The sequence below is a fragment of the Rheinheimera mangrovi genome (assembly GCF_003990335.1).
GTDB lineage: Bacteria > Pseudomonadota > Gammaproteobacteria > Enterobacterales > Alteromonadaceae > Pararheinheimera > Pararheinheimera mangrovi.
The window spans coordinates 3,602,417-3,615,219 of sequence record NZ_CP034683.1; the positions used below are offsets into that span (position 1 = coordinate 3,602,417).

Sequence of the window (12,803 nt, forward strand, 5' to 3'; positions counted from 1 at the left end):
AGCGGCGAAACGGTTTAAAACAAAAAATGTAGCAATGAAGAACTTAGCTAATCAGCGCTAAAAGACGGTCATTGATCCCTCTGATACCACGGGCGGGTGCAAGACCCGCCCCTACAATTTCGAATCGACGAAAAGCCCAAAAACAACAAGGCCAGCTTGCGCTGGCCCTGAATCAAACTTACTTCTTATTCACCAGATTCGCTCTGGCTTTTAAGATACGGTCTCGTTTGTACTGCTGATTAGGTGTCAGCGTATTACGTTTACCGGCAAATGGGTTTTCGCCTTCGCGGAATTCAATCCGTACCGGAGTACCCATCATCTGCAGCGATTTACGGAAATAGTTCATCAGATAACGTTTGTACGAATCTGGCAAGTCATCGACCTGATTACCGTGGATCACGATAAGAGGTGGATTGTAACCACCGGCGTGAGCGTATTTCAGCTTGACGCGACGACCTTTCACCATAGGTGGCTGGTGATCTTCCACTGCCATTTTCATAATACGGGTTAAAAGCGCAGTGCTGACACGACGGGTGGCCGAGTCGAAGGCCTCTTCTACCGATTCAAATAAGTTACCTACACCAGAGCCGTGTAAGGCAGAGATAAAATGCAAACGGGCAAAGTCGATAAAACCTAAACGTCTATCTAGCTCACGTTTCACATCATCTTTAATGCGATCGTCCAATCCGTCCCATTTATTGACCGCGATCACCAAAGAGCGGCCTGAATTTAAGACAAAACCTAAAATACTTAAATCCTGATCCGAAATACCTAAACGGGCGTCCAGCACTAAAATCACTACGTTGGCATCTTCTATTGCCTGCAGGGTTTTAATTACAGAGAACTTTTCGACCATATCGTCAATTTTGCCACGACGACGCACACCAGCTGTATCAATCAGGGTGTATTCGCGCTCACCACGGGTCATAGGGATATAAATCGAATCCCTTGTGGTGCCTGGCATGTCGAATACCACGACACGCTCTTCACCTAAAATTCTGTTGGTTAAAGTCGATTTACCAACGTTTGGACGACCCACTATGGCCAGCTTGATATGCTGATCCTTCGCCTGGGTGATGTCTTCTTCGCTTTCGTCCTCTGGCTCAAATTCTTCCGGTAATTCTTCGCCCTTTTCAATGGCAGCAATACGCTGTTGTTGCTGTTCAGACAACATAGGCAATAACGCATGTTGCAGCAAAGACAGCACACCACGGCCATGCACAGCAGCTATTGGGTAGACCTCGCCTAAAGCCAGACTATAGAAATCTGCTGTGGCTGTGTCTGCATCCAAACCATCGGTTTTATTGGCGACTAAAAACACCTTTTTATTGATACGGCGTAAATGCTGCGCTATCGCATCATCTGCCACCATGGCACCGGCACGGGCGTCGACCATAAACAGCACAACATCGGCTTCATCTATGGCTTTAAGTGACTGCTCGGCCATTTCTACTTCAATGCCTTGCTCATTGCCGTCTATACCACCGGTATCCACCACAATAAATTCGTAACCTTCGTATTTGACTGAACCGTATTTGCGGTCACGCGTCAGGCCCGGATAATCCGCCACTAAGGCGTCACGGGTGCGGGTCAAACGGTTAAATAATGTTGATTTTCCAACGTTGGCTCTGCCAACCAAAGCCACTACAGGTAACATGGTTTTACCTCAAATAAAATTACTATGTATCCTTGTGGATACCGCAGGCCAACTGGCCTTCTTACTTTGTCACACCAGGCTTTTCAGCCATGGCAACTACGTATAATTGGTTAAACTTTATTAAGCAACAAGGCCGGAGGCGATGGTTTACCGGCTCCGACCTTGTCTTATTCCATACTCAGCTGGTTTAAGGTAAGCGTATTAAACTTAGCTCACCGTCCCGGGTTTGGATCACTAATTCATCCGGGCTACTTACACCCTGAACATAAAAACCTGAGCCATATGAATTCTTGGCAACAAAAGCACCGGTGTTTTTATCTAACCAAAACAGGTTACCTTCCACATCACCAATGGCCAGATAGTCTTTATACACAGCAGGACCTGTCAGGAAATGTTTATGTAAACCCAATTGAGCCCACTGCTCTAGGCCATTACGACGGTCAATGGCAAAGATCTTACCTACGCTGTCGACCAGATAAATGGTATTACCTTCAACCACCATATCGCGGAAACTGGCATACTCACGTTTCCATATAACCCGGCCGGTACGCAGCTCAAGCGCAACTAACTCACCATTAAACGCAATGGCGTACACTGTACCATCCACCACTATTGGGGTTGCATCTACGTCGACCATGCGGGATAAATCTGTTGCTCCTTTTGGCACTGCAATCGCAGCGTCCCATGCCATTACGCCTTTATCGGCGATCAACACTGAAACTTTGCCTGCACCGCTACCAAAAATAACGCCGCCACTGGCAATAACAGGTTCACTGGTGCCACGTAAGCTTAATAATGCACTTTCCTGCTCGTGCATCCAGCGCTGCTCGCCTGTGTCAGGGTGCAAAGCAAACAAATTACCAGCAGAGGTATTCACCAGCACATAACCTTCGCCTGCAGCAGGGCTGGCAATGACTTCACCTTTCACTTTAACGCGCCATACCAGCTCGCCTGTTTCAGGATTTAAAGCCACTACATCGCCATTTTCAGTGCCGACAAATATCTTATCGTAGCCTTGACTAACGCCGCCAGAAACACGGGCAGTTTCTGAATTCCAGAATTTAAGCCCATCTAACAAGCTGCCTGTGCCATCATTGCGCACATCAAAAGTCCACAGACGTTTGCCAGACTCTTTGTCGAACCCCATGACTAAACCAGCACGGCTGGCTGCAAAAACTTTATCTTTGTAGATCAGTGGACGCAGTGCTGAATCATAATGTTCAACACCATCACCAACAGATGCACTCCAAATTTCTTCGGGTTCAATTTTGTTGTTAATTTCCGGATACACCAATTCTTCCTTGGAAGAACAAGCCGCCAAAGTCGTCAACAACACCAGCATTAAGCTGATACGGGACCTGAATAACTTCACTCTTACACCTTAAGCAGCAGTTACGTGCGCCAGTTCGTCTAATTTCACTTTCAGAATTGGATTCTGAGCATCTTTATTCGCTGCAGCCGCAGCCTGGTAAGCTGTTTTAGCCTTAGCCAGCTCACCTGAGTTCAGCAGCACGTCACCTGTCAGCTCTTGCTGTTGGGCTTTAAATGACTCCGGCACAGCCAAGGCTAAGGTTGCTAAAGCAGCAGGATAGTCTTTTTGTTCGTTTTGTACACGAGCCAGACGCAGTTGAGCTAAAGCTTTGATTTCAGGTTGTTTGGCTGTAGTCACGACCCAATTCAGCTGTTTGGCTGCACTGGTGTAGTCTTCTTTAGCTACAGCTTCTTTGGCTGCCACAAAAGCAGCCAGCAACGCATAAGAAGAGTCGCTGTTTTTATCGACAAAAGTCTGGAACTGAGCCAGTAATTCAGGGTTATCTGCAGCTTTTTCTTGCTGTTCCAGCAACTTAGTATAAGCACTTGAAACCGCCATAGTGGCTTCAAGTTGCTGATTCTGAAAATAGCGCCAGCCGTACAAACCACCTAAACCTAACACTACACCAGCGATAATGGCGGTGCCGTTTTCTTTCCAAAAGCGTTTAATTGCTTCGACTTGTTGTTCTTCGCTGTTGTAAATTTCCATCTTCGATCCCTTTAAACCAGCTGCTTTATGAAGCCGCTTAATTCAGTCAATTTAATATTTTGTTGTGGCTTTTCTTCTCTGAGCCATTTCAGCGTAATTTCGCCTGCAGCCAGTTCAGTTTCACCTAATAACAGACCAAGGCTGGCGCCAGACTTATCCGCTTTTTTCAGTTGTTTCTTTAAGTTGCCACCACCGGAATGCGTCATTAAACGCATATCCGGTAAATCATTCCGCAGGCCTTCGGCAATAGAAACTGCTGCAAGTTCCGCGCTCTCCCCTAAGGCCATCAGATAAACATCAGTTTGAGGCTGGGCTTGTGGCAATAAGTCTAAAGTTTGCAGCAATAATACCAGTCGCTCCATACCTAAGGCAAAACCAACTGCAGGAGTGGCTTTGCCACCCAGCTGTTCAACTAAACCATCGTAGCGACCACCAGCACAGACTGTGCCTTGTGAGCCCAGGCTGCTAGTCACCCATTCGAATACAGTTTTATTGTAATAATCCAGCCCACGCACTAAACGTGGGTTGAGCACAAAGTCTACGCCAGCGGCTTTTAAACGCTTTTGCAAGCCATCAAAATCAGCTTTGGATTCATCATCTAAATAATCTAACAGCTGTGGCGCTTTGCCCAGCATGTCTTGCATCACTGGATTTTTGCTATCCAGTACCCGCAGCGGATTGCTGTACATACGGCGTAAGCTGTCTTCATCCAGCAGTTCTTTATGTTGCTCTAAATAGGCGACTAAAGCAGCGCGGTAATCAGCACGGGCCTGATTCGAACCTAGAGAGTTCATCTCCAGCGTGACATGAGCAGATAAACCTAAGCTTTTCCACAAACGGGCGCTGAGTAAAATCACTTCAGCATCTATGTCCGGGCCTGCCATACCAAAAGCTTCTAAACCAAACTGGTGGAACTGGCGGTAACGGCCTTTTTGTGGACGCTCATGGCGGAACATTGGGCCCATGTACCACAGGCGTTGCTCCTGGTTGTACAACAAACCATTTTGGTTGGCTGCACGCACGCAAACTGCTGTGCCTTCAGGGCGTAAGGTCAGGCTGTCACCATTGCGATCGGCAAAGGTATACATTTCTTTTTCGACTATATCGGTCACTTCGCCGATAGAACGTTTAAACAGTTCCGTCATTTCGACTATAGGAAAACGAATTTCTTCGTAACCATAGTTGCGCACTGTTTTACGTAAAATCTGTTCCACGTACTGCCATGCTGGGGTATCCGCAGGTAAGCAGTCGTTCATGCCACGAATGGCCTGGATATCTTTTGACACGGGTTTTATCTCTTTATCCTAAGCGGATGATGCAGCGAAGCTACTCAATCCAGCTGTTTAATTTCAATCAGTCGTTTTTGCTCTGCCAAATACAGTCGTATCTGAGCTTCCAGCTGTTCTGCGACACTGTTGTTATCAATACGTAATTTCTGGCGCTGGCCTTTGAGGTAAAAACCACTCATACGGTTTGCCCCTGCTACCCCTAAATCAGAGATCAAGGCTTCGCCAGGACCATTCACCACACAGCCGATGACGGATACAGTGACAGGGTCTATCACGTCTTCCAGTCGTTGTTCCAGCTCGTTCATGGTTTTGATCACATCAAATTCCTGACGGGAACAGCTTGGGCAGGCAATAAAATTGACACCACGGGAACGAATACGCAGTGATTTTAAAATATCAAAACCCACTTTCACTTCTTCCACCGGATCGGCTGCAAGTGAAATACGCAAGGTATCGCCTATGCCTTCGGATAACAGCATGCCAAGGCCAATAGCAGACTTCACTGAACCGGCACGGGCGCCGCCTGCTTCAGTAATACCTAAATGCAAGGGTTGTTTAATTTGTTTCGCCAGCAATCGGTAAGCACCTACAGCTAAAAATACGTCTGATGCTTTGACACTGACTTTAAACTGGTCGAAGTTCAGGCGATCCAGAATTTCGACATGACGCATCGCCGATTCCACCAATGCTTCTGGGGTGGGTTCGCCATATTTTTCCTGTAAATCTGCCTCCAGCGAGCCGCCATTGACACCAATACGGATAGGAATATTTTTATCGCGCGCAGCTTCAACCACAGAGCGGATCCGGTCTTCACGACCTATATTACCCGGGTTGATACGCAAACAATCGACGCCATATTCAGCCACTTTCAGCGCGATACGGTAATCAAAATGAATATCGGCCACCAGCGGAATAGGCGATTGCTGTTTAATCAGCTTAAAGGCTTCCGCCGCTTCCATAGTCGGCACAGACACACGCACCAAATCAGCGCCAGCTCTCGCTATAGCCTGAATTTGTGCCACTGTGGCGGCCACATCTGTGGTTTTAGTATTGGTCATCGACTGCACTGCGATAGGCGCATCACCGCCTATCAGTACATTACCCACTTTGATCTGGGTCGACTGGCGTCTTTTAATAGGATTTTCTGCGTAACTCATCAGTTCTGTCCGAGGGTTAACCGGGCGACCCGACCTGTTGGATAACCTGACAGGTCAATGGCTTCGCCATTAAAGCTAAGAGTGGCTGCGGCTGCGTTGCCCAGTAACACTTTGACTGGCGCTACACCACGCAAATTTAACTGCTCACCGGCCTGACGACTGCCAAACACCAGTCGTTTACCTGTAGCATCCACTATATCGACCCAACATTCTGCATTCAGTGACAAGTTGATGGTGGCGTTAGCTGACGCATCAACCAAAGCAGAAGTCTGAGTTTCTGCAGCGGCGCTCGTTGCGGGTTGAACGGTAGTGGTCACAACAGGTGCGTCATTTGTTACCGGAGCCGATGTCAGAGGTTCGCTCTGAACAGTATTTGTAACTGCAGGCGCTGTTGCCGAGGACTCTGTGACTAATGCAGGTGATTGTCGCGGCATCACAGCCGGAACATCTGTGGTTAAGCTGCTTTGTGGCATAGCCGGAAGGCTTGGAGCATCAGTCGCTGTGGGCGAATGATCCAACTGTGTCACGGGAATGCTGTTTTGCTGGGTCTGTTCGGTTGGCTGATACGGTGGCGTTTCAACAGGCTTAACCTCTTCGCTGGCCAACATAGCTTCATCTGTTTGTGCCATTGGCAAAGCTGTGCCCGACGCTGAACTACCAAAACGGCTTTGCCAGAATCCGACTACCAGCAACACCACAAACACAAAAATGACAAAATAAGTCACCCACATAAAGCGGTTTTCTGTAGCTTCTTTAGCGGTTCGCCTCGAGAAACTCCGGGTCAGGCTTGGGATCTGATGTAAACCTTTGGAGTTACTGCTGTAAGCCTCCAGCACTTGCTGAGCTGGTATTTTCAGTAACTTAGCATAAGAGCGTAAATAACCCCGGACGAAAGTTGAAGACAGCTTGGCATCCACCTGATCCATTTCCAGATCCTCAATCAGGCTTTTACCTAAATTCAGTTGCTGTGCCACTTGCGCTACGGTCAGATTTTGTTGCTCTCTGGCCTGGCGTAAGGTTTGTCCTGCGCTCAATACTTTTGGTGCGCTGCTAGGCGGCGTTAATTCAGTCGTCATAATTCCAATTGTGCCGGATCTTTTAAGTAGATAAATTGCCCAGCCCTTATCGGGCTTTGCTCAGTTAAGTTGTTCCATTGCAGCAGGCTGGTTAGTTTCACCCTGTAACGCATCGAAATCCGGAATAAGGTGTCGCCATACTGGATTTGATAACGTTCTGGTACTTCAATTTGTGGTTCGATCTGCCGGGGTGCTTGTTGTCCAATCCAAAGGATCTGGCCCTTGACTATAGGCTGATTATCACGCAAAGAGTTCCAGCTGATTATATCGCTAATAGTAACACTGTAACGCTGCGCTATGCCATACAAGGTTTCATCTTGTTGCACTTCGTGTTGCCGGACCTGCCCTTCTGGCTCTGGTTGTGTCACTTCAGCCTGATTTTCTTCGACTGCAGCGCTTTCTGTGACAGCTAGATCCTCAGACACCATTCGTGCTTCAGGTAAAGGGGCTGTAACTGTTGCCGCGCTAGGCCGGGCTTGTTCTGTCGCCACAGCTGCAGGTGGCTTTTTACGGGTGATTTTGATTTTGGGTTGAACCACGCCAGCTTTAACTTGTTCAGTGGGATGTTGCAGTAACTGCTGCTTATAGTCCTGTCGGAGTTGGCTAAATTCAGATTCATTCAACTTGCCCTGACTGAATAACAAGGTTTCCTGACTTTGCGGATAAGTGGTCAGCAGTAACTGCTCTGCCGTTTGCATCCGGCTGTAGTCCTGTTGTTCCTGCGCTATTAAATAGCCCAATAACACAGAACGGGGAGAAATTTGTGAGGCACTTTGCATGCGCTCCAACAGCACCTGAGCGGCTGGCAAATCGGCCATTGCATAATTCACTGAAGCTAAGTTAAATAAAGCACTGGGGCGACTGGCATTGTGTTTAATGGATAAATCGAGGTAGGTTTTGGCCTGAATAAAGTCTTTTTGCTCTAAGCGGCACAAGGCGATGTTTTCATAGCTGTCTGCTGCACGGATATAACCTGGGCGGCTTATCGCCTGTAACAGTAACTGTTCGGCTTGATCATATTTACCACGCTGACATAAAAAAGCACCATAGTTGTTATAAGAGTCAGCGTTATTGGGTTCAAGATCTATGGCTGTTTTGTAGGAGTTTTCGGCGGCTTCAAACTCTGCCACCTGCTGATAATAATAAGCCATGGCGTTATGCACTTCAGCCAGTTCAGGCGCTAAGCTTTTAGCTTTTTCCAGATTGAACTTGGCCTGTGCATTATCCCCCCGTTGCAGGTAGTTAATACCAAGCGCTATGCGGGTACGGGCAGCTTCCTTTTGATCCATCTTCGGACGAATTTGCCGGTCACTGCCCACTACTGTGGTTTCAGTGACGCAAGCTGCCAACTGTAAACTGAAAATAACACAAGCAAGAAGCCTGAGTTTTTGCATAGGGGTACCAGTTGAATGGAGTGTTACACCATTTTTACTGAAATCTCCTGACCTTTCATCTGTTTTTTTTCTAAACGTTTAGTACGGTCAATTACATCACCCACTAATTGACCACAAGCAGCGTCAATATCGTCGCCGCGGGTCTTGCGCACCATCACGGTATAACCGTGTTCCTGCAGCACTTTATTAAAGCGGTCGATGCGCGAATTGCTGGAGCGTTTGTACGGTGAACCAGGGTATGGATTAAATGGGATCAGGTTCACTTTTGACGGCGTGCCTTTAAGAGCATGCGCTAATTCGTGGGCTTGTTCCATGCTGTCGTTCACCCCATCCAGCATCACATATTCGACTGTGACTTTATCGTTGGCACGTGAATCTGTGACATAACGCTTCGCCGCAGCCAGGAATTCTTCCATAGGGTATTTTTTATTCACCGGCACTAACTCATCACGCAGGGTGTTATTCGGCGCGTGTAAAGAAATCGCCAAGGCCACATCGATGCGCTCTTTCAGCATATCCAAAGCTGGTACTACACCTGAGGTACTTAAAGTGACGCGGCGTTTGGATAAACCAAAACCAAAGTCTTCCAGCATTAGCTCCATGGCAGGCACTACGTTGTTCAGATTCAGCAAAGGTTCGCCCATGCCCATCATGACCACGTTGGTGACTGGTTTTTCGCCTGTGTCGCCGTAGCTGCCGATGATCTGCGCTACACGCCAAACCTGGCCAATGATTTCAGATACTTTTAAATTGCGGTTAAAACCCTGCTGGGCTGTGGAACAAAAGGTACATTCTAAAGCACAGCCAACTTGCGAAGACACACATAAAGTGCGGCGGTCTTTTTCCGGGATCCAGACAGTTTCCACTTCCTGACCACCAGCCAAACCCATCACAAACTTGATTGTGCCATCGGCGCTGTCCTGACGCGTCACCACAACTGGTGCTGCAATCACGGCTTTTTCTTTTAATTTGTCACGCAACTTCTTGTTGATGTTGGTCATTTTATCAAAGTCGTCGATGCAGAAATGGTAAATCCATTTCATCACTTGATCGGCTCTGAAGCCTGCTTCACCAATAGAGACAAAAAACTCCTTCATCTGGGTACGGGTCAGATCAAGCAGATTGACTTTGTTTTCTGTTTGGCTCATTTGGGCTTTTCCTCACAACATAGAAAGATAAAAAATAGGACAGTTTAAATAGATAGAAAGGGAGCTAAGCTCCCTTTTATACAAATCGTCCCTGTGGATCCGTTTGTTAAATCAAACATCTCCGTAAACCTAAGTAATTGGAGTTGCAGCGAGGCGACAAGAGCTTGAGACCCCAGGAGCATAGTAGTCCTATGTGACTGGGGCGAAAGCGCGCGGTCAACGAAGCTGCAGCTTCAAGAACGACGGTTTAATTAACGAGTACGGGCACACAGTTCCGCTTCAGTGAAGAAGAACGCGATTTCACGGGCAGCAGAAGCAGCAGCGTCTGAACCATGAACAGCGTTTTCGTCAATGCTGGCAGCGTAGTCAGCACGTAAAGTACCGGCAGCAGCGTCTTTAGGGTTAGTAGCACCCATGATTTCACGGTTCTTACGAACAGCGTCTTCGCCTTCTAACACCTGAACCATTACTGGACCAGAGGTCATGAAAGATACTAAAGCTTTGAAAAATGGACGCTCTTTGTGCTCACCGTAGAAGCCTTCAGCCTGTTCCTGGCTTAAGTGCAACATTTTTGCTGCAACAATACGTAAACCTGCAGACTCAAAACGGTGGTAGATAGCGCCGATGTGGTTCTTCGCTACTGCATCTGGTTTTACGATTGAAAAAGTACGTTCTAAAGCCATGACAGACTCCTGTAATCAAAAGGGTGAATAAATTTAAGGCCGCGAATTATACGCTAAGCAAAATAAAAAACCTATTTTTTCTAAATAGAGAGGATAAAGCTTTTATTTTGTGCTCAGAACCCGTACTGCAATTAGTAAAAAAGCAGCACGAAGCTGCTTTTTTGTCTCGCCAGACCAGGCTTAATGCCCTTCGCTGACCATATTGACTGTGTACTTAGGAATTTCAACCACTAAGTCTTCATCCGCAATGCGCGCCTGACAGCCTAAACGTGAATCTGGTTCTAAACCCCAGGCTTTATCCAACATATCGTCTTCCAGCTCATCGCTAGGATCAAGAGAGCGGAAGCCTTCACGCACTATGACGTGACAGGTGGTGCAGGCACAGGATTTTTCGCAGGCATGTTCAATCGAAATGCCACAACGAAGCGCCACATCCAGCACAGTTTCACCTGTTTTGGCTTCGACTGCGACACCTTCAGGGCATAACTCTGCATGGGGTAAAAAGATGATTTGTGGCATATCAGACCTCGTCGACCTTATGACCTTGCAATGCCTTACGGATAGAAATATCCATACGGCGTGCTGCAAACTCATCCGTTATGTGATTGGTATGTTCAATGGCGGCTTTAATAGCGGCCGTGTTGTCGCCTTGTTTCACTGTGGCAAGTTCAGCAAGGGCTTGTTCTACACTTAATTTTTCTTCTGCAGTTAAAAGTGCAGCATCGGCATTTAAGGCCGCACTGACAGCTTCCAGTACCCGCTCAGCTTCTACCTGTTGCTCTTTTAACAAACGCAGCTGCATATCCTGCTTGGCATACAACATAGAGCTTTGGATCATGGTTGCGACCTGATCGTCACTTAAACCGTACGAAGGTTTGACCTGAATACTGGCGCTGACTCCGGTCGATTTTTCCTGAGCAGTGACACTTAATAAACCATCGGCATCGACCTGGAAAGTGACCCGAATATGAGCGCCACCAGCGGCCATAGCCGGAATATTAGTCAGATTAAAACGGGCGAGTGAACGACAAGCATCGACCAGTTCACGTTCACCTTGCAGCACGTGAATAGCCATAGCGGTCTGGCCATCTTTAAAGGTGGTAAATTCCTGAGCACGGGCCACAGGGATAACAGTATTACGTGGAATAATTTTTTCCACTAAACCACCCATGGTCTCCAAACCTAAAGACAGAGGTATCACGTCAAGCAGCAAGGTATCGTGATCGGACTTATTGCCGACCAGCACGTTGGCCTGAATAGCTGCACCTATAGCAACCACTTTGTCCGGGTCTATCGAAGTCAGTGGTTCTGTGTCGAAAAACTCTGCCACAGCGCTTCGCACTAATGGTACGCGGGTAGACCCACCGACCATCACCACTTGCTGAATTTCTTCGGTATCTAAACCGGCATCTCGCAGTACTTGCTTGCAAGCTCGAATGGTCTTGCGCACTAAAGGCTGAATTAAGGCATCAAAATCAGCTCTGCTGATCTGGCCTTTAAATTCACCGGAAGCTAAAGGCAGAACAAAATCCAGCTGCTCTGTGGCACTTAAGTTTTCTTTAATTTGACGGGCTGTGACCAGATACTGGCGCAGCTCTGAATGCGAAAGTGTGCTTTGACCAGTTTGCTGTTGTAACCAGTTGACTAAAGCGTGATCAAAATCATCACCACCTAAAGCCGAATCACCACCTGTGGCTAGTACCTCAAACACACCACGCTTTAAGCGCAGGATGGAGATATCAAAAGTACCACCACCTAAATCATAGACAGCAACTACACCCTCCTGACCTGAATCCAGGCCATAAGCTAAAGCTGCTGCTGTCGGTTCGTTTAATAAACGTAATACAGTTAAACCAGCAAGCTTGGCTGCATCTTTGGTCGCCTGGCGCTGCGAGTCATCAAAATAGGCAGGTACTGTAATCACCACACCAGTCAGGTCACCACCTAAGGTTTGGCTGGCAGTATCGGCCAAAGTCGCCAGAATTTCAGCTGAGACTTCAACCGGGTTTTTAATACCCTGAATGGTGTTTATCGCCACTAAGCCAGATTGGTCTACCAGCTCGTAAGGAATATGTTCGGCATCGGCGTTGATTTCAGCAAAACCACGGCCCATCAGACGTTTTACTGACACTATGGTATTGTGTGGGTCCAGCACAGCATCCGCTGCTGCTGCATGACCTACTATGACCTTGTCCGCGGTATAACGCACCACAGAAGGCACCATGTCCTGGCCTGCTTTATTAAACAGAGTTTTGGCTTCGCCACTGCGAACAGTAGCAACAAGCGAATTAGTGGTACCGAGATCAATACCTGCGGCTAACTTGTGCTGATGTGGAGCCGCGCTTTGACCGGGCTCTGCAATTTGTAATAACGCCATGC

11 protein-coding genes are annotated in these 12,803 nt (G+C 47.6%); all 11 read right to left on the reverse strand.

The annotated features are described in order from the left end of the window. Window positions 1-178: 178 nt before the first annotated feature. The 11 genes from der to hscA all read right to left on the reverse strand — a co-directional run bounded on the left by der (window position 179) and on the right by hscA (window position 12,801). Entirely contained in the window at window positions 179-1,657 is a 1,479-nt protein-coding gene (gene der, locus EK374_RS16360) for a ribosome biogenesis GTPase Der (RefSeq protein WP_127025616.1), read from the reverse strand. Window positions 1,658-1,844: 187 nt separating this feature from the next. Further along, window positions 1,845-3,029 (reverse strand): outer membrane protein assembly factor BamB, encoded by a 1,185-nt coding sequence (bamB, locus tag EK374_RS16365; RefSeq protein ID WP_233280268.1) that lies wholly within the window; start codon window positions 3,027-3,029, stop codon window positions 1,845-1,847. Between the two features lie 9 nt (window positions 3,030-3,038). Then, the gene (locus EK374_RS16370) at window positions 3,039-3,677 is read right to left on the reverse strand and encodes a YfgM family protein (protein ID WP_127025617.1); all 639 of its coding nucleotides are present in this window, start codon (window positions 3,675-3,677) and stop codon (window positions 3,039-3,041) included. 11 nt (window positions 3,678-3,688) lie between these two features. Beyond that, window positions 3,689-4,963, reverse strand: a complete 1,275-nt coding sequence (gene hisS / locus EK374_RS16375; protein ID WP_127025618.1) for a histidine--tRNA ligase — start codon at window positions 4,961-4,963, stop codon at window positions 3,689-3,691. Between the two features lie 44 nt (window positions 4,964-5,007). Beyond that, window positions 5,008-6,123 carry a flavodoxin-dependent (E)-4-hydroxy-3-methylbut-2-enyl-diphosphate synthase gene (gene ispG / locus EK374_RS16380; protein WP_127025619.1) on the reverse strand — a complete coding sequence of 372 codons (1,116 nt, stop codon included), beginning with the start codon at window positions 6,121-6,123 and terminating at the stop codon, window positions 5,008-5,010. Continuing rightward, window positions 6,123-7,199: a RodZ domain-containing protein gene (locus EK374_RS16385; protein WP_127025620.1), complete on the reverse strand. Its 1,077-nt coding sequence runs from the start codon at window positions 7,197-7,199 to the stop codon at window positions 6,123-6,125. The genes ispG and EK374_RS16385 overlap by 1 nt, the downstream gene beginning before the upstream one ends. After that, on the reverse strand, window positions 7,196-8,593 hold the full coding sequence (gene pilW / locus EK374_RS16390) for a type IV pilus biogenesis/stability protein PilW (RefSeq protein WP_127025621.1): 1,398 nt from the start codon (window positions 8,591-8,593) through the stop codon (window positions 7,196-7,198). The genes EK374_RS16385 and pilW overlap by 4 nt, the downstream gene beginning before the upstream one ends. A 23-nt stretch (window positions 8,594-8,616) precedes the next feature. Then, window positions 8,617-9,741 carry a bifunctional tRNA (adenosine(37)-C2)-methyltransferase TrmG/ribosomal RNA large subunit methyltransferase RlmN gene (locus tag EK374_RS16395; RefSeq protein WP_127025622.1) on the reverse strand — a complete coding sequence of 375 codons (1,125 nt, stop codon included), beginning with the start codon at window positions 9,739-9,741 and terminating at the stop codon, window positions 8,617-8,619. A 251-nt stretch (window positions 9,742-9,992) separates the two neighbouring features. Next, on the reverse strand, window positions 9,993-10,424 hold the full coding sequence (ndk, locus tag EK374_RS16400; protein WP_127025623.1) for a nucleoside-diphosphate kinase: 432 nt from the start codon (window positions 10,422-10,424) through the stop codon (window positions 9,993-9,995). 180 nt (window positions 10,425-10,604) lie between these two features. Beyond that, a complete protein-coding gene (gene fdx / locus EK374_RS16405; protein WP_127025624.1) occupies window positions 10,605-10,943 on the reverse strand; it encodes an ISC system 2Fe-2S type ferredoxin in 339 nt (112 codons plus the stop codon). Between the two features lies 1 nt (window position 10,944). Further along, on the reverse strand, window positions 10,945-12,801 hold the full coding sequence (gene hscA / locus EK374_RS16410) for a Fe-S protein assembly chaperone HscA (protein ID WP_127025625.1): 1,857 nt from the start codon (window positions 12,799-12,801) through the stop codon (window positions 10,945-10,947). Window positions 12,802-12,803 lie beyond the last annotated feature (2 nt).

What these genes read in the sequence shown, in the direction of transcription:
- pilW (WP_127025621.1), bottom strand. Translation starts at nt 8,593, where the DNA reads ATGCAAAAACTCAGGCTTCTTGCTTGTGTTATTTTCAGTTTACAGTTG.
- der (WP_127025616.1), bottom strand. Translation starts at nt 1,657, where the DNA reads ATGTTACCTGTAGTGGCTTTGGTTGGCAGAGCCAACGTTGGAAAATCA.
- EK374_RS16395 (WP_127025622.1), bottom strand. Translation starts at nt 9,741, where the DNA reads ATGAGCCAAACAGAAAACAAAGTCAATCTGCTTGATCTGACCCGTACC.
- ndk (WP_127025623.1), bottom strand. Translation starts at nt 10,424, where the DNA reads ATGGCTTTAGAACGTACTTTTTCAATCGTAAAACCAGATGCAGTAGCG.
- EK374_RS16385 (WP_127025620.1), bottom strand. Translation starts at nt 7,199, where the DNA reads ATGACGACTGAATTAACGCCGCCTAGCAGCGCACCAAAAGTATTGAGC.
- fdx (WP_127025624.1), bottom strand. Translation starts at nt 10,943, where the DNA reads ATGCCACAAATCATCTTTTTACCCCATGCAGAGTTATGCCCTGAAGGT.
- ispG (WP_127025619.1), bottom strand. Translation starts at nt 6,123, where the DNA reads ATGAGTTACGCAGAAAATCCTATTAAAAGACGCCAGTCGACCCAGATC.
- hscA (WP_127025625.1), bottom strand. Translation starts at nt 12,801, where the DNA reads ATGGCGTTATTACAAATTGCAGAGCCCGGTCAAAGCGCGGCTCCACAT.
- EK374_RS16370 (WP_127025617.1), bottom strand. Translation starts at nt 3,677, where the DNA reads ATGGAAATTTACAACAGCGAAGAACAACAAGTCGAAGCAATTAAACGC.